14 protein-coding genes are annotated in these 20,188 nt (G+C 66.2%); 2 read left to right on the top strand and 12 right to left on the bottom strand.

Features of this window, described 5'->3' with window-relative positions; genetic code table 11:
- The first annotated feature begins 21 nt into the window (after positions 1-21).
- Positions 22-774, top strand: a complete 753-nt coding sequence (locus JQX13_RS18230) for a Mut7-C RNAse domain-containing protein (protein WP_203410252.1) — start codon at positions 22-24, stop codon at positions 772-774.
- A 21-nt stretch (positions 775-795) separates the two neighbouring features.
- Here the strand turns inward: JQX13_RS18230 and JQX13_RS18225 are convergent, their stop codons facing one another.
- The 5 genes from JQX13_RS18225 to JQX13_RS56335 form a co-directional block, all read right to left on the bottom strand.
- The gene (locus JQX13_RS18225; protein WP_203410251.1) at positions 796-2,850 is read right to left on the bottom strand and encodes a hypothetical protein; all 2,055 of its coding nucleotides are present in this window, start codon (positions 2,848-2,850) and stop codon (positions 796-798) included.
- Entirely contained in the window at positions 2,847-7,322 is a 4,476-nt protein-coding gene (locus JQX13_RS18220; RefSeq protein ID WP_203410250.1) for a M15 family metallopeptidase, read from the bottom strand. Before JQX13_RS18220 ends, JQX13_RS18225 begins: the two co-directional genes overlap by 4 nt.
- Positions 7,319-8,161, bottom strand: a complete 843-nt coding sequence (locus JQX13_RS18215; RefSeq protein WP_239014846.1) for a hypothetical protein — start codon at positions 8,159-8,161, stop codon at positions 7,319-7,321. The genes JQX13_RS18220 and JQX13_RS18215 overlap by 4 nt, the downstream gene beginning before the upstream one ends.
- A gap of 223 nt (positions 8,162-8,384) precedes the next feature.
- Positions 8,385-9,473, bottom strand: a complete 1,089-nt coding sequence (locus JQX13_RS18210) for a hypothetical protein (RefSeq protein ID WP_203410249.1) — start codon at positions 9,471-9,473, stop codon at positions 8,385-8,387.
- Positions 9,474-9,536: 63 nt separating this feature from the next.
- Positions 9,537-9,638, bottom strand: a complete 102-nt coding sequence (locus tag JQX13_RS56335; RefSeq protein ID WP_430384207.1) for a zinc finger domain-containing protein — start codon at positions 9,636-9,638, stop codon at positions 9,537-9,539.
- A gap of 34 nt (positions 9,639-9,672) precedes the next feature.
- Between JQX13_RS56335 and JQX13_RS18200 the strand changes: the two genes are divergently transcribed.
- On the top strand, positions 9,673-9,798 hold the full coding sequence (locus JQX13_RS18200) for a Mut7-C RNAse domain-containing protein (RefSeq protein WP_239014844.1): 126 nt from the start codon (positions 9,673-9,675) through the stop codon (positions 9,796-9,798).
- Between the two features lie 45 nt (positions 9,799-9,843).
- On the opposite strand, the gene JQX13_RS18195 is transcribed toward JQX13_RS18200, so the two are convergent.
- From JQX13_RS18195 to JQX13_RS18165, 7 genes are all read right to left on the bottom strand, one after another.
- A complete protein-coding gene (locus JQX13_RS18195; RefSeq protein ID WP_203410246.1) occupies positions 9,844-11,649 on the bottom strand; it encodes a DUF4215 domain-containing protein in 1,806 nt (601 codons plus the stop codon).
- A gap of 258 nt (positions 11,650-11,907) precedes the next feature.
- On the bottom strand, positions 11,908-12,411 hold the full coding sequence (locus tag JQX13_RS54175) for a hypothetical protein (protein WP_239014843.1): 504 nt from the start codon (positions 12,409-12,411) through the stop codon (positions 11,908-11,910).
- Positions 12,412-13,092: 681 nt separating this feature from the next.
- Positions 13,093-15,984: an isoleucine--tRNA ligase gene (gene ileS / locus JQX13_RS18185; RefSeq protein WP_203410244.1), complete on the bottom strand. Its 2,892-nt coding sequence runs from the start codon at positions 15,982-15,984 to the stop codon at positions 13,093-13,095.
- Positions 15,985-16,036: 52 nt separating this feature from the next.
- Positions 16,037-16,765 carry a hypothetical protein gene (locus tag JQX13_RS18180; RefSeq protein ID WP_203410243.1) on the bottom strand — a complete coding sequence of 243 codons (729 nt, stop codon included), beginning with the start codon at positions 16,763-16,765 and terminating at the stop codon, positions 16,037-16,039.
- On the bottom strand, positions 16,762-17,709 hold the full coding sequence (locus JQX13_RS18175; RefSeq protein WP_203410242.1) for a pilus assembly protein: 948 nt from the start codon (positions 17,707-17,709) through the stop codon (positions 16,762-16,764). Before JQX13_RS18175 ends, JQX13_RS18180 begins: the two co-directional genes overlap by 4 nt.
- A complete protein-coding gene (locus tag JQX13_RS18170; RefSeq protein WP_203410241.1) occupies positions 17,703-19,295 on the bottom strand; it encodes a pilus assembly protein TadG-related protein in 1,593 nt (530 codons plus the stop codon). The genes JQX13_RS18175 and JQX13_RS18170 overlap by 7 nt, the downstream gene beginning before the upstream one ends.
- Positions 19,295-20,110: a TadE family protein gene (locus tag JQX13_RS18165; RefSeq protein ID WP_203410240.1), complete on the bottom strand. Its 816-nt coding sequence runs from the start codon at positions 20,108-20,110 to the stop codon at positions 19,295-19,297. The genes JQX13_RS18170 and JQX13_RS18165 overlap by 1 nt, the downstream gene beginning before the upstream one ends.
- Between the last annotated feature and the right edge of the window lie 78 nt (positions 20,111-20,188).

Here is a 20,188-nt window from a genome sequence, read left to right as displayed (position 1 = left end):
GGCGTCCCGGTGGAGCCCCGCATGTCGCAGGTGACGGTCCGCTTCTACGGCTCCCTCAACGACTTCCTCGCGCCCGAGCGGCGCGGTGTCGAGTTCGTCCACACGCTCAAGGGGCCGTGCTCGGTGAAGGATCTCATCGAGTCACTCGGACCACCCCACCCCGAGGTGGACGTGGTGCTCGTAGGGGACCAGGCGGTGGACTTCTCGCACCGGGTCGAGGGTGGACAGCGGCTGGCCGTCTACCCCGTCTTCTCCTCCATCGACGTGACACCGCTGGTGCGCGTGGGCCCGCCTCCGCTGTCCGAGCCACGCTTCCTGCTCGACGTGGGGCTCGGCCGGCTCTCGGGGCTGCTGCGCATGCTCGGCTTCGACACGCTGTGGCGCAACGACTACGCCGACGACGTGCTCGCCCGGCTCTCCCATGACGAGCAGCGCATCCTGCTCACGCGGGACATCGGCGTGCTCAAGCGCTCCGAGGTGGTGCACGGGTACTTCCCGCGCGAGACGGACCCCTCGGAGCAGCTCGTGGAGGTGGTGCGGCGCTTCCGGCTCACCGGACACATGCGCCCCTTCACCCGGTGCATCGCGTGTAACGCGTCGCTGGCCTCGGCCTCGCCCGAGGAAGTGCGGGACCGGGTGCCCGAGCGCGTGCACGCCACGTTCACCCGCTTCCAGCAGTGCCCCGAGTGCAGGCGCGTGTTCTGGGCCGGCTCGCACCACACGCGCATGCAGGTCATCATCGACAAGCTGCGCGAGCTGGAGCAGCACCCGTAGGCAGGACCTCCGCATGCGTGTCTACGCCTTCTTCGCCTCGACGGTGACAGCGTGCAGGAAGAGCGCCTTGCGCCAGGCATTCCGGTTCTCGGGCGTGCCCGAGGTGTGACAGTTCTCCGCGGCAACGGCCCAGTTACGAGCCCTCGCGGCCTTGGTGAGGTTGTCGAACAGGAACTCCTTGCCCGGCTTGTTTGCCTTTCCTGGGAACTTGCCCACCCCCACGTTGTAGACGATGTCGAGCAGCCCGCGACGGGCGGCGCGGGGATATCTGTCGAAGTCGGGGAAGTACCGCCGGAGGTGGGGGAGGAACTCCCCTTCGAGTCGTTCCTTGGCGAGAGCACGGATGGTCTGATCGGTGAGCGCGATGGTCGGTCGCAGCGCATATTCCGTGGCGCGCATGGCCTTGGGCAGTTCCATGACGCCACGGAAAGCCTTCTCGATTTCCGCATCCGTCGCCGGCTTGCCAGTATCCATGTTCATGAAGGGCAGTCCCTTGGCCGCCAGCTTGTCGTTGGGAGAGGTCTTCTCCAGACGACTGAGCAGGTTGCCGGCCCCCACCGTCACATGGCCCTCGGTGTCCCGATACATATATGCGACAACCCCCTCCCAGGCGGTGATGTCGAGCCACATCTCGTCGAAGGTGATGGCCGTCTTCTGATCTCCTGCCTCGACCGGCGGCGCCGGGCTCGTGGTGAGCCCCGACTTGCGTCGCTTGGGCTTCGGGGGCCGCTGCATCAGCGTCACCCCCTCCTCCGAGCAGACCCAGTCGGCATCCGGGTCCCAGGACAACGCCTGCCCCTTGAAGGCGGAGAACTTGTCCTCATCGAAGTCCAGGTAGGCCGCCATGGGGCCTGGCTTGCCATCGCGCGCCGCGGCGGGAAGCGAGAGGATCGCGAAGGCCTGCGGCCCGGAAGGGGGAGCGACCAGGGGAACCGGGGGCGTGGGCTCCGCGGGAGCCAGGGGATCGGCGGTCCAGGGCCAGTGCCGCTCTCCCAGGTGACCTTCGAAGGACCCATCCTCCTGCAAGGCGAGCCGCACCTGAGCGGCGCGGTAGTCCGGGGGCTCCGAGCCGGCGGCGGCCCCAGGCTCCACCAGCGCCACATCGAGCATGAGATGGGCTCGCGGAGCCACGCCTGTCATCTTCCCGCTCACCTCCCAGGTGCCTTCCCACGTCCTGTCATGGTCGACCTTGAAGTCCTCGAGCTTCGGCTTCGGGATCCGGAGGAACTCCCGCTGCTCGAGCAGCAGCGTCTGCGGGCCGCCCGCCCGGCTCGCGCCCCAGAGCTGCCAACCGAACTCATAGCTTCCGGCCTCCTCCTCGCCCACGTCCGCGAGCTGCTCACAGGTATCGTCCGTGAAGCCAATGGCCCAATCCCTGTCACCCGACCACCAGCTGCCCGCCTCCCACCGATGGGAGAAGGCGCTCCGGGGTGACGCGGCCGCGATCTCGGTCGAGCCGTCATCCACCTCGATGACGCGCAGCTCGAGCTCCGCCTTCTTGAAGGTCCACCCGAAGTCGGGCGAGAAGGTCACGATCGCGCCCAGGAGGAGCTCATCCGGCTTGGGGAGCTTCGTGCGGATGGCACAGGTGTTGTTGAACCGCAGGGACGGCGGGAAGGTGGCCGTCTCCGCGTGCGGAAATTCCGGCGTGAGGGAGAAGCCGACCACGCCCTCGCCGAGCAGACGATGGGCAACCACATCGATGACGGGAGTCTTACCCGCGACCTCGACATGGAAACTCCCGTCCTGCGCGACCTTCATCACCGCGCCGTCCACGGGATAGGACGCCGACTTGCCCGCGCTCGTCACCAGCCAGGTGAGCCCACACGGCACGTCGCCGGGCTTGAAGTTCTTGCCCTGGCCACGGATGGGGATGTCGATGAGCAGTTCGCTCGGGCTCGCGAGGTTGCTCACGGCCGAGGAGTCCATCTCATGGAACGTGATGGCGGTCCGAGGAACGAGCACGAGGGAGACGGATGCGCGGTATCCCGCGCTCAGACGGGTCGACTCCGAATCCCGCACGGCGTCCTGGGAGGAAACGACGGGCTGTCCTGCATTGCTCCGCGAGGTGCTCATTTGACGAATCCCAGGTCCGAGGAGGTGACCACAGGGGCGGACGCCGCCTGGACGGCGATGCCATGAATCAGGAGCGGGCCGCCTTCCCTGGCCACCCGGGGGCGCCAGGTGAAGCGGAAGGGCCCAGAGTCCTTCTTGAGCGCGACCTTGGGAAGAGAGGCCTCGAAGACACCCGCTTCCGTGCAGCGCCCGAAGTGGGCGCGGGCCGAGACCGTGTAGCGGATGGACCCGGTGATGAGCGCATCCTCCTCCCACAGGTCCTCGACCGGCTGCGCACTGGCGCCATCCTCGGGCAGGTCTCCGGTGAGAACGGAGGCCTCCTGCCCCACGCCGGCCCGGATCATCCGCTCACAGACGATCTGGAGATCGACATCCGTGGGGATGCAGCGGGCCTTGCCCACGAACCGGAGCTCCGACTTCTTTATCTCCACCGTGAGCTCATCGAGGATCGGCTTGACCTCGATCTTCCAGCTCACCGGGGGCGGAGGCGTCGCCACCTTCTTGGGGTTGGCGAGTCCGGTGGAGAACTCGAGCGTCGCCCCCCACCGGCCCGGGAGGAGCTCGTTCTTCTTGTTGACCAGCTCCCAGTCCGCCCTGACCACCGAGCCCACGATGGCGCCCTTCGATTCTCCCCCACCATTGAGCTTGATGGAGGGGCCCGCCGCGTTCCACTGGCGGATACCGCCGTGGAGGCGCACCTCGGTGATGAGCTTGCCGCGGCCCATCTTGATCTCATAGTCGCCGAACTCGAAGCGGCTCACGGGGGGCAGGCTCTTGTCCGCGACGAGCTCGAGGAAGTCATTGCCACAGGCGGCCTTGATGTCCTCGGCCGAGGCCTCGATCAGGTCCGCCTGACCGTCCACGGCGGCCTTCCCAGCCAGGACCGTGTGCCCACCGTTGGGCGCGATGAAGTGGGGACGGACGTGGAGGCTGTCGCCCTCCTGGGAGAGCACTTGCGCGGCGAGCCGCCCCAACACGGGCCCCGGATCGAACTCGAAGCCGAGCGGGCCGGAAGAGCGCGGCGGCGTATAGGTGAGCCGGATGGCGCCCTGGGCGTCCATACGGTCGGCAGAGAAAAGCTCGTTGCTGGGAAGCAACGGCAGCTTCTCCGTCAGGGTGTCGAGGTCAGCACGGTCTCCAGAGGCGGGAGCAACGAACAGGGAGAGACCTGTTTCCATGAGTCGCGTCACCGTCAGGTGGAGCGCCTTCTCCTTTCGACTCTTGGGCCGGCACAACTCCCATAACGCCTGGAGCCTCTGTGCCAGGGGCACCGCCAGCTTGAACTCCTTCACGTCACCTCTAAAGACCGGTCCCAGCGTCTTGTGGCTCACGAAATCCCGGAAGGTGTAACTAGCCGTGACCTTGGGATTGCGCTTCGCCTTCTCCACGCCCACGATGAACTCGCCCCGATATCGCAGCCCCCCCTCCACACGCTCTTCGGGAGGCCTCTGTGCGATGACGGGGATCGCCAGCTTGCTGAAGGTCGGCGTCTCGGGCTGACCGCCCTTGGGAACCCGCCAGTGCTCGAACACGATGTAGCCGGCGAGGGCGGCGGGCCAGTTCGTACGGATGACGAAACTGCCCGTGGCGAGGGTGCGGAGCTTGCCGGAGGGATCGGGCTTGCCCGTGCCAAGCGCGAAGGTCTCTCCCGAGAGTTCAGGCTTGGGCAGAGTGAGTTCAGTCACCCCGGTCTGGACAGGCGCGAAGCGCTGTTCCGCTCCGTTGGCGGCGTACATCTCCCACTGTCCCCAGAAAGGGAAACGAAGACGCCCGAGGGCGACTCCCTCGCTATAAGGCGCACGGCACAACACCAACGGTGCGTGTCCTCCGCCCCCCTCTCCTTTCGCGGTCAACCAGAAGGTCACATCGGTTGCGTTCGCGCCGTCGGTGGTCCCGTAGCCGTGCTGTACCAGCACGAGAAGCGTCTCCATCCCGACCAGCGGTTGCAGTTCCTTGTAGAGCAGACCCAGGTAGAGCGGTTGCTGGGTGCTCTCGTCGCGCTTGAGCGTGACAGGCGGCCACGCCTTCTTGAACGCAATGGCCTCCTTCTCGATCAGGAGATCGATGAGCCACAACGCCGTGACCGGGTGCATGGAAACGATCTTGGCGTCCGCAGGCAGCAGATGCCCGTCCGCACCGAAGAGGCTCTTCCCGGTGTCACCACCCAACACCGGGACCTCACCGAACTTGTCCTGCGCACTCTTCGGTCGAGACCACCAGCTCAGCGGCAGGTACTGTTTCTTCAGCTCCTCGTAGGCCGTGGCGTCATCATCCGGCACGTCGAGATACCCGGCCGCCTTGCGCGCATCGAGTTGCTCGACGAGCCCCTTCGGAGTCCACTCGTTCACATGGTCCAACACGAGGTTGCGCCAGCGCTGGGCCACCGCTTGCTCGAAGAGGGCCTCGCGACTCTCGAGCCGCTTGGAGCGCACCTCCTCCACCTTCACGACCACGGGCTGATCGAGGAAGAAGTGCTCCGACCAGAGCACGATCTCATCCGCCTCCGCGGGCACGGTCAGCGAGACCTTCTTCTGGTCCGGGGTAAGGGTGATGCGCTGCCCCCGCCGCGCTTCCGGAAGCGCGGCTCCCGCCTTCTTGTAGGTGACCTCGAGGACGCAGGAACCACTCCCCAGCTCGCCCTTGTACTCGTGCGGGTTCGAGAACTCGATCTCGAAGGGATAGGAGAAGGGTATCGACCCGGCGCCCCCGGATGCGCCTCCAGCCTGAAAGAACTCACGACCATCGTTGAAGTGCCGCTGCAGCCGCGTGCCGTATCTGTCGTTGAGCAACTCCTCGACGATCCGAACTCCTGTCTCCCCGAGGATGCGCTGGACCTCGTTGCTGCCATCCACCGAGTTGCCTGGAGGCATCTCCAGGAAGTTGTTCGGCAGGTGCTCCTCGTGCGTCTTGAACAAGGTACTCTTCCCCAACTTCTTCAGGAGGACCTTGATCCCATCCTTGTCTCCCGCGAGGGAGAACATCTCCCAGTGTAGATACCTGGGCGGCTTATCGGTTACAGGAGCGCCTTCGGTGACGAAGCCAATCGTCTCGCCCGCAGCCACGGGGAAGAGAGGGCGGTCAAAGGTGACGATGGAGCCCTCCTTGAAGGCCTCAATGGCTTCCTCGACGTCCTTGGGGCAGGGCTTGCCCAGGGCCATGATACGCTCACCACGCATGGCGGGCAGGGGTTGAGCACGGCCCTGCACCCGAAAGGAGGACGCGTCTGGCTCCACCTTCGCCTCGGCCCAGAGGGTCTTGCCAGCGTCCGCGCTGTTCGGGTCGAGATCCACCACCGCACCGAACTGCATCTTCAGGAAGGACGCGAGCCAGGGCGCCTTCTCGAACTCCTGCTGACCCGCCGCGCCCCACGTCGGGGACGCCAGGTGCATGTACAGGCTGTAGAGTGGATGGACCTGCTCGGACTCCTTCTTGTCCTCGATCGCCGCCAGTTCGTGCCGGATCAGCACGAAACCCAGTTGGCGGCCCTCCGTGGCCTCCTGGAGAACCGGATTGTCTCCGCCCGCTCCCGGCGCCATGAGCCGCGCGGCCACGATGTACCCGGGCATGGCCGCCTGGACCGGCACCAGGGAATCAGCCAAGTCCGGCTCAAGATGCACGCCACCGTGCAGGTTCTGCTGCTGCCCTAGCGGGAAGTAACCGCCCTTCCCTCGCTCATTGAGGAAGAAGTACTTGAGCGGAGACTCGCGCTTCTGCTCCGAGTTGAAGGGGAAGAACACCTGCGGAGGCTCCTCCTCGGACAGCCCGGCGACGCTGGCGCGCAGGTACTCGAAGTGCATGTAGTCGTGGTAGTAGCCCCCCCAGCGGAACCCGAAGCTCGCCATGATCTCCACGATCCTTCGGGGCATGTCGAAGGGTTTGGCGTGGTTATAGAGATTCGTCTCATCGTTGAGGTCGATGGCGTTGCCCCATGAGTGATTGGATAGCAACGTCTTCTTGGACACGAATCTTTTCTTGTACGGGATGATCTCGTCGAAGGTCTGGTGCGAGAGATCGTACATGGCACATTGGATGTTCCAACTGCCCGCGAAATCGGGCCGCGTGCTCAGCTCCGCGTATTCGGGACGGTGAATGAGGGCATCCCGGACCGAGTCGTTCAGCTGATAGCGAAAGTTATGACCGCCGATGGCATGCAACACATAGGGCAGATTGGCGGCCTTGATCTTCTCGAACGCCGCGGCGAAGAGAGGCGCCAGCTTGCGGTTGACGTCGATCGTCCGGACCTTGTCCTTCTGGGGACCGAAGCCCACCAACTCCACGGGGACGATGTGTTTTTCCTTGAAGCTTTCGAGGAGGGGATTGCCGAAGACCTTGGAAATCTTCTCGAACGAGTCAGGGCCCCTGAACTCGTTCGGTACCTTCTCAGGACCGTAGTTGTCCGGGGACGCGACCTCCTCAGGGGTTCTGCAGAGGCGAGTCGGCTCCTGATGGCTGTAGCTCGGAGCACGGCTCATCGCGCCTTCACCTCGGAGAACCTGCCCTTGCTCCACTTGAGCACCGACGTACGCTCGCCGGTACCGGCGATGGTGCGAACGATCTCGGGGACATCGTCCTTGTCGATGTCCTCGACGCTCATCAACTCGGTCTCCGGGCCGCCGTCATGCCCCGCATCGATGGAGAGGAGCTGCTTCTTCTTCCTGGCGATGTCGTAGACGCGCAGACGAACCTGCGTGCCCTGGGCCGGCGCCGAATAGGAGTGCTCGAACGCGAAAACCCCCGGCACGACGGGGTAGATGCAGGAGTTGACCCGTCCCGCGTCGCACGAAACCGACACCGAGTCGGTCATCAGGTTCTTCATCCCGTCGCATGACACCACGGTGATGGTCTTGGTGAACTGGCCTTTCTTGCACTCTGACTCGGCCCCCACGAGCAGCACTCCGCCCTTCTCCAATATCCACGAGGCGGGATCGATGACGGGGTTCTTCCGGCTGATCTTGCACGTGGGCGAGTCCGTCACCAGGTACGCCCCCGGGGTAGTGAGGATCGGGGGATACGCGCCCGTATAAAGATGGGTCATCTCGGTATAGACCTTCTTCCACGCCGCCTCACCTTCCTCCCGGTCCTGGAACCTGCCCACGGCCCGGTAGACCATCCCCTCATCTCGGAAGAGATGGCGCTCCCCAACAAATTCGTAGGGCTTCATCGGCTGCTGCGGGTCATATGGCTCCAGCGGAGTGCCATCATTCTTTCGCTCACCAATCTGGATGACGAGGGTCCGACCGTCCCAGTTCTGGTCGCAGAGCGGCTCCGCATGCCCCCACTGTGGCGCGGCCAGTACCGCCAGAGCACACACGGCCGAGAAGGTCCTCCACCCCGCCGCGAGGCCACGGGAAGCACCAGCATTGACAGGGAACATCGAGAACCGCCTTTCTGGATTCAAGGATCGGAGGAGGTAAGTCCCCCCTCCTGGGAACGTGGCTACCAGACCTGCGGCGCGATTCTAGAGCAGTGCGCTGACGGAGGAGAACCCGCCCCTTATGATGGACGGAGGGTGCCCCCGGAAATTCGCGATCCGGTCAATGCAGGCGTTCCAGGACCTCGAGAACCCCCTTGGGTCGCGTGCGGGTCAGCACGAAGGCCGCCAGGTCAGCGAGGCTTCCTCCCGTGGGGCTCAGACTACGGAAGACGAGCACATCCTCGTACCCATCGGCATTGAAGTCCCCGGTTGCCCACCACTCCAGGGAACCCTCGACATCCTCACCGTGAACCTCGAGCTCACGCCCTTGCGCCACGTTCGGCGCTACCGAGAACCGCAGTTCCTTGTCGACGTCATGCCAGGAGCGCCCCGCGCGCTGCGCCAGGGCAAGCCGCTCGGCGTCCTCGTCGGAGATCACTGCCGCCAGGGCCGCCGGAAGCACCTCCCCAGGCATCTTCATCGTGAGGACTTCCCGCACGTGGCTGATACGCGAAGGTTGGGCCTGAGCCACCCGCCGTAAGGCACGGCACTGAATGGCCTTCATCTGGAAGGCATGGAACTCGTGGGTCACCGTGACGTCGACATCCTTCACGTCGACCCCATCCAGATCAGTGCAACGACGAAGCTCGCGCGCCTGTCGCGCTGGGAGCCGCCCCTCGCGGAGCTCGTAGGGAGCACGCCATTCGCGGGTGAGCGCCGCGGCGGCTTCCTTCTGAGACGAAACCTGGAGCCCCGGCATCACCTGTACGGGGAGGGATGTCCCCTGCGTGGCGACGGGTATGTCCTGAGAGGGCTCCTTGGCGCATAGCCCCCGGTTGAACGCGATGGCCCTGGCCACCCGTGACTGGGGCTCGAGTTCCTTGGGGGCCTCGGCGAGTATCTGGAGACAGTCGCCAGGTTGGCCGGCGCGCAGCGTGGCGAGCCCCAGGTCGGATACCAACCAGCCGCGAGCCGTGGCGTCGAGGACCTCCCAGCAGTCCTCCTTCGCGCGTCGCAAGGTCTCGACGGCCTTCGTGTACTCGCCCGCTCCGTAGAGGTCCTGGAAGTGCTTCCGGGTCTTGGCGTGGTCGGCCTTGGAGCAGCGGGTCGCGCTCGCCGGTGGCGCTTCCGCACGGGCCGTGAAGAGGGGCGCCAGCCAGGCGAGAAACAAGGCGGGGAGGAGAATCGCCCCCCCGTGGGCTCTATTCATCGTGGTGTGCATACTCCGGCGAAGAGTACGCACTTGATGCGGTTCTTTTCGAGCGCGCTCAGCTCAACGCTTGCTGGCACTTCTCACAAGCGGGTGTGCGCCAGAGGAGACCTGCTCGGAGTAGGTCCAGCAGCGCGGGCACTTCTCGCCCTTCGCCGGCAGCACCTCCGCCTTCACGTCCTCGCCGGTGCCCGAGCGAGTGCACGCCACGTTCACCCGCTTCCAGCAGTGCCGCGAGTGCAGGCGCGTGTTCTGGGCCGGCTCGCACCACACGCGCATGCAGGTCATCATCGACAAGCTGCGCGAGCTGGAGCAGCACCCGTAGGCACCGGCTTCGTGCACACGGGTGCCCTCGTCGTGGACGAAGGTCCTACGGAGGAGGAAGAGCGCAGGTCCTGGTATCAGGACGGCACACCAGACCACCGATGTCGCAGTCCGCGTCCACCGCGCACCGGGTGCCCTCCGGGCAGTCGTAGCCAGCGCCGCCGGACATACCGTTCACCCGGAAGCCGGAGCCCGTGACCGTTTCGGTGATGAGCGTGTTGCCGAACGTGCCGTGCATGTCGTTCGTGAGGGTCACGATGTTTCCAGAGGACGTCGCGCTGATCTGCAGTTCCGTGCCCACGCCATTGATGGCCGTCACGATGGACAGAGCGGCCTCGGTGCTCGTGGACAATCCCGCGATGTTCACGCGGATGCGCGGGGAAGAAACACTCCCGTTATTGTCGAACTCGAAGACCACGGGGGGATGGATGCCGTCGTTGAGGGTGAACGTCTCCCTGTCCTTGAGAGATGAGACATCGGTGATGGAGATCTGCCCGGACGCCTTCGCGAGCTGGTTGGCCGAGCAAGCGGCATCGCAAGTGCCGCAAGCCAGGGTATTGCCGTCATCACAGACTTCGCCACCGTTCACGGTGCCGTCGCCGCAGTAGCCGCCCATGAGATTGAGCACGGCCGAGCACGTCGCGTTACACGCGGTGCAGGTTGGGGTGCCATAGGGGCAGGCGGTCTCGGTGGTCGTATTGCCGTCATCGCACACCTCGCCAGGACCGCGCACGCCATCACCACAGACCTCTGACAGACGGCAATCGGCGTTGCACCCATCTCCGCTCGTGGTGTTGCCGTCGTCACACACCTCGCCACTGTCGACGATGCCGTCGCCGCAGTAGGCACCCGAGAGTGCGAGCGTGGCCGTGCAGGTCGCATTGCACGAGGTGCAAGTCGGAGTGCCATAGGGGCAGGCGGTCTCGTTGGTGGTGTTGCCGTCGTCACACACCTCGTCATGGCTCACGGCGCCATCGCCGCAATAGCCGCCGGTGAGCTGAAGCGTGGCCGTGCAGGTCGCGTTGCACGTGGTGCAGCTCGCCTGTCCATACGGGCAGGACGTCTCGTTGATGGTGTTGCCGTCGTCACACACCTCGCTCGCATCGTTCCTGGAACCGTCACCGCAGGAGCGGCCGGTGAGCTGGAGCGTGGCCGAACAGGTCGCGTCGCAGGCCGTACAGGTTGGGGTGCCATAGGCACACTCGCTCTCGGTGGTGGTGTTGCCGTCGTCGCACGCCTCGCCGAGGTCGCGCACGCCATCACCACAGACCTCGACCGCGCGGCAATCGGCGCCGCACCCGTCTCCGGGCTGGGTGTTGCCGTCGTCGCACAGCTCACCCGCGGCGGTGTCCACGTAACCGTTGCCACACTGCTCCAGCGACAAGCAGTCGGCGCTGCACCCATCGCCCGATTGCGTGTTCGCGTCGTCGCAGACCTCTCCCTGGGCCCGATCCAGGATGCCGTTGCCGCACAGCTCGCTGGACTTGCAGTCGGCACTGCAGCCGTCACCGTCCGTGGTGTTGCCGTCGTCACAGACCTCGCTGGCCGCGACGTCCACGATGCCGTTGCCACAACTCTCGGTCGACATGCAGGTGCGGCTACAGCCATCGCCGTCGATGATGTTGCCGTCGTCACAGGCCTCGCCGGCCTGGAGGGTGCCGTCGCCACAGTCCGTCGCGATGCAGGTGTCCTGCTGGGCGGCGCACTTCTGGCCCTCGGGGCAGACCCGTCCCGAGGGACATTCCTCGGGCTCGGACCCGGTACATGCGGAGCTCAGCGGCAGGGACAGCAGCGCCAGCACGAGCACCGCGCCGTAACCTCGGAGGACTTGGGGAGGAGGCTCTCGTCTCATTCGGTTACCTCGGAATCGGAACGTCGCCAGGACACCACCCGCACCACAACCACGGAGGAGCGAGACACGCACCAACTCCTGAGCGGACGGGCCGGGTCTTGGGGTGGGTTGAGGGATACGAGCACCGTGCGATGCGCGATGCCGCTCCGCCGACAGCGTACCCACCGATTGCCAGGTTCCGCCAGGATTTCCCCGCGCTCCGCATGCTCCCAGCGTCCGTGGACGGCCCCCCGCCAGGGGTTGGCGAATGGCCGTAGCTCAGGGAGCCTTCACCTCGGAGAACCTGCCCTTGTTCCACTTGAGCACCGTGGTGCGCTCACCGGTACCGGCGATGGTGCGAACGATCTCGGGGACATCGTCCCTGTCGATGTCCTCGACGCTCATCAACTCCGTCTCCGGGCCGCCATCATGGCCCGCGTCGATGGCGTGGAGCCGCTTCTTCTTGGCGATGTCGTAGACGCGCAGACGAACCTGCGTGCCCTGGGCCGGCGCCGAATAGGAGTGCTCGAACGCGAAAACCCCCGGCACGACGGGGTAGATGCAGGAGTTGACCCGTCCCGCGTCGCACGGAACCGACACCGATTCAGTCATCAGGTTCTTCATTCCGTCGCACGACACCACGGTGATGGTCTTGGAGAACTGGCCATTCTTGCACTCTGACTCGGCCCCCACGAGCAGCACTCCGCCCTTCTCCAATATCCACGAGGCGGGATCGATGACGGGGTTCTTCCGGCTGATCTTGCACGTGGGTGAGTTGGTCACCAGGTATGCCCCCGGATTCGTAAGTATCGGAGGATACGCACCCGTATAGAGGTGGGGCATCTCGGTGTAGACCTGCTTCCACGCAGCCTCGCCCTCGGTGCGGTCCTGGAATCTGCCCACAGCCCGGTAGACCTTTCCCTTCTGGCGCAAGTGGTAGCGTGCTCCCGAAAACTCGTAGGGACTCATCGGTTGCTGAGGGTTGTATGGCTCCAGCGGTGCGCCATCGTTCTTCCGCTCGCCAATCTGGATGACGAAGGTACCGCCCTCCCAGTTCTGGTCGCAGAGTGACTCCGCATGCCCCCACCGGGGCGCGGCCAGTACCGCCAGGGCACACACGGCCGAGAAGGTCCTCCACCCCGCCGCGAGTCCACGGGAAGCACCCTCATTGACAGGGGACATCGGGAACCGCCTTTCTGGATTGAAGGGCCGCGATTCTAAATCAGTCGAAGACAGCCCCTTCATCGACCCGAACGAATCAAGCGCAGGGGAGCCACCGGGCTCGAGACTCGGCAACGGGTCTGATCATCGGACCCGTTCGTGAACAAAGTCGCCGGGAGGTCGGCGGGCCAGTCGGCACAGGAGGCCCCTCCGGGCTCGGTCCTCGGCAACTTGTCCGACTGTCGGACAAGTTGGAGAAAAGCGAGTCCGGAGGGCGCTCGATGCGGCTCTTTTCGAGCGGGCTCAGCTCAACGCCTGCTGGCACCTGGTGCAGACTTCCGCGCCCGACGCGACCTGCTCGGAGTAGGTCCAGCAGCGTGGGCACTTCTCGCCCTTCGCCGGCAGCACTTCCGCCTTCACGTCCTCGCCCAGCGCCTGCGCCACGTTCAGAGCCTGCGCCTTCTCCCCCGCCGTGTCCGCCAGCTCCACCTGGCTCACGATGAGCAGCCCCGGCAGCTCCGCCTCGTTCGCCTTCAGGAACTCCCGCGCCTTGCCGCTCGCGCTCAGCACCACCCGAGCCTCCAGCGACGAGCCGATCATCTTGTCCCGGCGCGCCGCCTCCAGCAGGCCCTGCACCGCGCCGCGCACGGCGAAGAGCTTCTCGTACCGCTCCGCCAGTGCCGCATCCACCTTCACCGCCGGCTCCGGGAAGTCCGTCAGGTACACGCTCTCCGCCTTCTTCCCCGGCAGGTACTGCCACGCCTCCTCCGCCGTGAAGCTCATCACCGGCGCGAGCACCTGCAGCAGCACCGTCGCTACCTCGTGCAGCACCGTCTGCGCGCTGCGCCGCCCGTGGCCCGTCGCCTTCGTCGTGTACAGCCGGTCCTTCAGGATGTCGAAGTACACCGCCGACAGGTCACCCGCGCAGAAGTCCACCACCGTCGCGTACACCAGGTGGAACTCGTAGGCCTCGTAGGCCTTCCTCACGCGCGCCACCACCTCCGCCAGCCGTCCCCTCGCCCACGTGTCCAGCGGCAACAGCGCGTCCGCCTTCACCGCGTCCTTCGCCGGATCGAAGTCGTACAGGTTGCTCAGCGCGTACCGGATGGTGTTGCGGATCTTCCGGTAGCCCTCGGAGAGGCCCTTCAGAATCTGGTCCGACAGGCGCACGTCGTTGCGGTAGTCGCTCGAGGCCACCCACAGCCGCAGCACCTCGGCGCCGTACTGCTGGATGATCTTCTCCGGCGCCACCACGTTGCCCCGGCTCTTCGACATCTTCTCGCCCGCCCCGTCCACCACGAAGCCGTGCGTCAGGCACGCCTTGTAGGGCGACACGTCGCGCGTGCCCACCGACACCAGGATGGACGAGTGGAACCAGCCACGGTGCTGATCACTCCCCTCGAGGAACAGGTCCACCGGAATCCGCTGCCGCCGCTCCGACACCGCGCTGAACGCGCACGCCGAGTCGAACCACACATCCAGGATGTCCGTCTCGCGGCGGAACTCCGTCCTGCCGCACTTCTGGCACGCGTAGCCCGAGGGGAGGAACTCCTTCACCGGCGTGCGGTACCACACGCCCGCGCCCTCCTTCTCCACCGCCTCGGCCACCTTCCCCATCAGCTCCGGAGAGATGACCGCCTCCTCGCAGCCCTCGCAGTACGCGATGGGGATGGGCACGCCCCACGTCCGCTGGCGGCTGATGCACCAGTCCGGACGCGTCTCCAGCATGCCCCGGATGCGGCTGTGCCCCCACGAGGGCACCCACTGCACCCGGTCCACCTCGTCCAGCACCTGCTGGCGGAACGTCTTGCCTCCCGCGAGCTGCTTGTCCAGCGGGATGAACCACTGGTACGTCGCGCTCAGGATGACCGGGTTGTGGCAGCGCCAGCAGTGCGGATAGCTGTGCTCGACCTTGTCCGCCTTGTCGTTGAGCAGCACGCCCTTGTCGGCCAGCGCGTCGATGATGACCGGGTTGGCCTCGAAGACCTTCTTGCCCGCCAGCCACCCGCCCACGCTCTCGTCGTAGCGGCCGTCGTGGCGCACCGGGTTGTAGATGTCGAGCCCGTACTTCAAGCCGACCTCGTAGTCCTCCTGGCCATGCCCCGGCGCCGTGTGCACCAGGCCCGTACCGGCCTCCAGCGTCACGTGCTCGCCCAGGAGGATGCGACCCCGCCTGTCATAGAAGACGTGCTGGTAGGTGCAGCCCTCCAGCTCGTCGCCGCGCGCGTAGGCGATGATGCGCTCGGGGTCCACCAGCGCCGCCGCCGACACCTCACCGCCCGGCAGCTTCACGTTCTTCACCGCCAGCTCGTCCGCCTTCACCTCGGCGAGCACCCTGGGCAGCAGATCCTTGGCCACGCAGATGACGCGGTCGCCGAGCGCGTAGAACACGTACTCGTACTCGGCGTTCATCGCGATGGCGAGGTTGGCCGGCAGCGTCCAGGGCGTCGTGGTCCAGATGACGAAGGAGACGGTCTTCCCCTTCAGCGCCGGCACCTTCTCGTACACCTCGGGGCCCGCGGGGAAGGCCACGTACACCGAGGGGCTCGCGTGGTCCTCGTACTCCACCTCGGCCTCGGCCAGGGCCGTCTGGTCATAGACGCAGAAGTACACCGGCTTCTTGCGCCGGTAGAGCATGCCCCGCTTCGCGAAGGTGGCCAGCTCCCGGATTTCCTGCGCCTCGTAGGAGAAGTCGAGCGTGCGGTACGGGTGCTCCCAGTCCCCCAGGATGCCCAGGCGCTTGAACTCGGTGCGCTGGATGTCGATGAACTCCATCGCATACGCACGGCACTGCTCCAGGAAGGCCTCCCGGTCCAGCGTGCGCTTGTCGATCTTCTTGTCCTTCAGCCGCTTCTCGACGGCCTGCTCGATGGGCAGACCGTGGGTGTCCCAGCCGGGGATGTAGTCGCACCGGCGGCCCGCGAGGTTGCGGTACTTCACCACGATGTCCTTGAGGACCTTGTTGAGCGCGTGGCCCGCGTGGATGTGGCCGTTGGCGTAGGGGGGCCCGTCCGTCAGCACGAAGGGCTCCGCGCCCTGACGCCGCTCGAGAATCTTCCCCCAGATGCCCTTCTCCGCCCACCAGCCGAGCATCTTCGGCTCCAGCTGGGCCAGGTTCCCCTTCATGGGGAAGTCCGTCTTCGGGAGATTGACCGAGTCCTTGTAGTCCTTCGGGGGTGCGCCGGTGTCGCTCATGGCCTGTGGCCGTAACACGGGCCTCCGGCCGCTTCAATTCCAGGCAGGAGCCTCAGCGCTCGTCCGCCCTCGCCTTCGGGCTGGCCGGCCGGGGACCTTCCCGCACGTCGGGAGACATCACGTCCTCGACGACGGTGCGGCGCATGATGATCACCGCCACCCGGCCCACCTTGACCGGACGTACCGCCACGCGCAGTTCCTCAGAACCCCGGCGCCACGTCCCGCTGGAGTCCTCGGAGTAACCGGCCGAGCCGAGCGCCGACAGGTAGAAGTCCCGCACCTTCTCCGGCTCCGCCTCCGCCAGGTACGTCATCGTGCGAGCGCCCTCCATCTCGCTCTGCATCAGGTCCGTCCCGCCGGGGAAGACGGGAGCGAAGGCGGACTGCTCGCGCCGGGCCATTCCGAGGTTGGCCTCGCCCAGGAGCACGGTGGTGGTGCCGTCCGGATTGGGCTGCAGCACGAAGGTGTAGGAGATGAGCCGATCCGTATCCAGCGCGGTGAGCTGGGGCTCCGCGAACCGCTGGGTGCGGTGTTTGTCCGGGGGGATGTAGAAGCCCGCCGCCTCGAAGGTGCGCACGAGGTGCTGGAGGATGACCTGGGGCTTCTCCGCGCTCTTCACCGAGCGCAGCTTCACCGGGATGCCGTCGGCCCGCATCACCCCCGGCACCGCCACCGACTCCAGGACGCGGGGCACGTCCCAGGTGAAGCCCGGCTGCTGCGCGGACGCGACGCCCACGCCCCACAGCACCGCCAGGAGCAGCACGCCTGTCCGAGCGCTCACTCGCACGAGTTCCCCAGGAAGCACGTCTGACGGCGCCCGTAGGCGTTGTCGTACTCCGGGCTGCGGCTCTTCTTGCCCGGCGTCGTGCGCCAGTCGTTCGGATCGCTGTCGCCACCGGGCTCACGCTCCAGGAAGGAGCTCTCCTCGCCCCGGAAGCTCATCCAGAACCTGCCCGGATCGATGGGGGCCTCCCCCACGATGTTCTTCGCCAGCTTCTTCGCGCGGCCACTCACCGGGTTGTGGTGGTCGTAGACCTTCTGCGTGGAATCGAAGTAGGCCTTGTTGGCGCAATTCCCCAGATGGCATTCCCTGGACTCCTGCTCACCGGCCAGCCCCCAGTCATCCAGGAGGATGCCAAAGCCCCCTTCGCACCGGCCCCCCTTGGCGCGGCCCAGGCCACACACGGGAATGACGGCCCCGGTGTAGTGCGGCACGTTGAAGAAGGCCCCCCGTCCCTTGTCCAGGAAGCTGCGGGTGAACGCCTTCACGGGAGAGAGCTCCGCCCGGGCGTTGCAGCGCATCCCTCCCACGTTCTTGTAGACCACGTCCTGGGTGGACTCGGAGGGCTCGAAGGCGATGCCCCCGGCATCCTCACACGTGACCTCCAGGCCCTCGGCCGAGGTGAAGAGTTGGACCACCTTCGCCCGCCCCTGCTTCGAGGTGCGCCCGTCGAAGTCCTTGTAGCGATCGGTGGCGTTCTTGCCCGGCGTGTTCGAGCTGATGAGCTCGGTGAGGTGGTCGAAGTTCTTCGGCAGCTCGTGCATCTTCGCGCTGGTGGTGTCCCACAGGGCGCTGGTGGCCGCCTCCTGCACCTTGAGGGACAGGTAGCCCACCTCGGCGAAGTGGATGCCGAAGATGAGCACGGTGACGAAGACGAGCAGCCCGAGCGCCAGCTCCGTGGTGCCCTGGCCTCGCTGTGAAGCCCTGCCGTGGCGCCTTACCATCCCTCGTACCCCTTCTTCTTGAGTGCCTCGTAGGCCTCGGCGGTGAAGGGCGCGGCAGCATCCAGCGCCGCCTTCACATCCGCGTCCTTGCCCTGCTGGTCCACGTGGGCCGACACGAGCGTGGCCCGCCAGAAGGGATTGAGGAAGTTGGGCGGCTCGCGCCAGTGGGGGCCCGCGCGCTTGTAGTAGGTGATGCCCGCGGAGAGCGCCGTGGCCTTGGAGATGTCCGCGCCGCCGTTGGCCTCGGACAGCTTGATGCCACGGTTGTCGAACTCGACCGCCTCCCCGCCCCGGGAGAAGCGGAAGCGGAAGAAGAGGTTCCACGGGTCCGCGCGCTTGTCCGGGCGCTCCCCGTAGTCGCGCTGGATGACGGCGTAGTTCTTGGGCTGGCCCCAGTTGTCCGTGTCCCGCGTCACCAGGTTGTAGTTGTAGTCCATGTGCGACGGCCACATGCCAGGGCACTGCGTGCACGTGCCCATGGTGTGGATCTGCGCGTCATCGTCGCTGCCCCCGGTCCACTGGTGCTGATCCGAGGAATCCCCCGCGTGGTTGCTGCGCACGTGCGCCTCGGCACCGGAGCTCCCCTCGCTCGAGATCGGGCAAGGCGCCTGGCCCCGGTTGAACCGGACGCTCACCTCTCCGTGATCGTCCCCCCAGACCTCGGTGGCGTCGATGGGATTCGCGGAGTGCGTCTTGCGCCCCTCGGCCGGGAAGTAGCCACTGCCCTCGTTGGTGACGTCCGTGACGCGATCCGGCGCGGGCAGCAGGCTCTGCAGCTTCCGCTTGATGGGATCGCCCTCCCCGCGCCCGGTGACGAAGGAGAACCCACGGCTGCCCATGGCGGCATCGACGAAGTGCAGCTTCCGGCCCGGGTCACGGCGGAGGCAGGCGGCACCTTCGCCCGCACAGCTCCGCTTTCCCTCGAGCTCCCGCTGATTGATGTCGTTCTTCTGCGCCTTGAGCTCCTCGCTGAAACGGGAGCCCGCCCTGGCCTCATCGACGATCTTCCGCGCGAGCCCCGCCTCCATGACGCGCTCGGTGAGCTGATCGTAGACAGCCTTCTGCTCATTCCAGATGGAGGAGAGCTGCAGCTCCTTGGCCTCGTCACCCGCGTCCTTGTCCAGGCCTTCCCAGTCCCCCTGGAGGTCGCGGTCCTCCTCGTCCAGCTTGCTCTTCGCCTCGTCGATGTCCCGCAGGGCCCTGGTGCCGCACCGGCAGAGCCGGGCGGAGGCGTTATTCCAGGGCGGGCAGTTGATGTCGACGATGAGCTCGTACGGCTCGGCGGCCTTGTCGTAGGCGGCCTTCGCGGCGTGGAGGGAGCCCCGGTAGTAGCCGCTCCAGGAGATGAGGCTCTCCACGCCCGTCATCGCCACCATGTGCCCCATCAGCGCGCGGTTCATCAGCGAGATGGAGTTGAAGGCGCGCGCGGTGGCCACCGCGTTGGAGTAGGCGGCGGCATCCGCCATCGTCTGCAGCTCCATCTTCTCCTTCACCTTCATGCCGATGGAGAGCGTCATCGTCACCATCAACACCAGCAGCAGCAGGGTGAGCGCGAACACCACCAGCGTCTGGCCACGGCGTCTCATCACAGCCCCTCCGGAGCGGGCGCGCAGTTCTGCTCCTCGAAGAACGCCTTGCGCACGGGCGTCATCATCCGCATGCCGTAGGTGGCCTGGATGGGGAAGACGTACTGGCGGGCGCTGACCCGGGAGAGCAGCTCGTTCCGGATGAGCGGATCCAGGTTGATGACCGTTGTCGGGTCCTGCTTCCAGCCCGCCTTCGTGTCCGCCGGCATCAGCGGGTTGACGGCGTCGTAGTTCTTCAACCCCATGTGGGCCAGCGTCATCCGGCTGATGACCCAGTCCGCGAAGGGGATGCGCAGCCGGTACCAGTAGATGAGGCGAACCTCCAGGCGCATGGCCTGCGAACCGTCCCCCTCGGGGAGGTCGAAGTCGGGGTCCTCCGGCCCGGTGAACCGCAGATCGGCGCCCCGGGGAGACTCGCGCACCAGCCAGAAGATGGGCCCGTCGTGCTTCAAATCGAACCCGCGCCTGGGCACGTACCGTGGATCTGGCGCGGCGGGATTGGAGCCGATGCGCGCCGCCCAGGCCTCGGCCAGCTTCTCCGCCGGCTTGCCACCGCCGTTTCCCAGGTAGGGCGTCACGCTGGGCAGCAACCCGGCCAGGGCCGCGTGCACCATGGGCACGCAGTTGCCGTGGTTGCGGCTGCCGGCCCGCACCGCCTCGAAGGCCGCGTACTCGGCGATGATGCGGCCCTGCAACATCATGAAGAGCTGCAGCGTCCCCAGCACGAGGAAGATGAGCAGCGGCAGCGTCAACGCCGCCTCCACGGCCGCCTGACCGGATTCACGACCGTGGGAGGGGCAGTCCTCGGTACTCATGTCTGTGTGCTTGTCCCACTCCATCCGCGGCCTTCCCATCGGTCAACTGGACGGATGTAGCCCGCCCGGTCGCCTGCC

The organism is Archangium violaceum, from assembly GCF_016859125.1.
Taxonomy (GTDB): domain Bacteria; phylum Myxococcota; class Myxococcia; order Myxococcales; family Myxococcaceae; genus Archangium; species Archangium violaceum_A.
Note: the sequence above shows the minus strand (reverse complement) of the source record. Positions and strands in the feature narration are given on the sequence as shown.

Bases quoted from the DNA above. Each gene is read 5' to 3' on its own strand.
- ileS (WP_203410244.1), bottom strand. From the start codon at position 15,984: ATGAGCGACACCGGCGCACCCCCGAAGGACTACAAGGACTCGGTCAAT.
- JQX13_RS18225 (WP_203410251.1), bottom strand. From the start codon at position 2,850: ATGAGCACCTCGCGGAGCAATGCAGGACAGCCCGTCGTTTCCTCCCAG.
- JQX13_RS18220 (WP_203410250.1), bottom strand. From the start codon at position 7,322: ATGAGCCGTGCTCCGAGCTACAGCCATCAGGAGCCGACTCGCCTCTGC.
- JQX13_RS18210 (WP_203410249.1), bottom strand. From the start codon at position 9,473: ATGAATAGAGCCCACGGGGGGGCGATTCTCCTCCCCGCCTTGTTTCTC.
- JQX13_RS18170 (WP_203410241.1), bottom strand. From the start codon at position 19,295: ATGAGACGCCGTGGCCAGACGCTGGTGGTGTTCGCGCTCACCCTGCTG.
- JQX13_RS18230 (WP_203410252.1), top strand. From the start codon at position 22: ATGTCGCAGGTGACGGTCCGCTTCTACGGCTCCCTCAACGACTTCCTC.
- JQX13_RS18165 (WP_203410240.1), bottom strand. From the start codon at position 20,110: ATGAGTACCGAGGACTGCCCCTCCCACGGTCGTGAATCCGGTCAGGCG.
- JQX13_RS18195 (WP_203410246.1), bottom strand. From the start codon at position 11,649: ATGAGACGAGAGCCTCCTCCCCAAGTCCTCCGAGGTTACGGCGCGGTG.
- JQX13_RS18175 (WP_203410242.1), bottom strand. From the start codon at position 17,709: ATGGTAAGGCGCCACGGCAGGGCTTCACAGCGAGGCCAGGGCACCACG.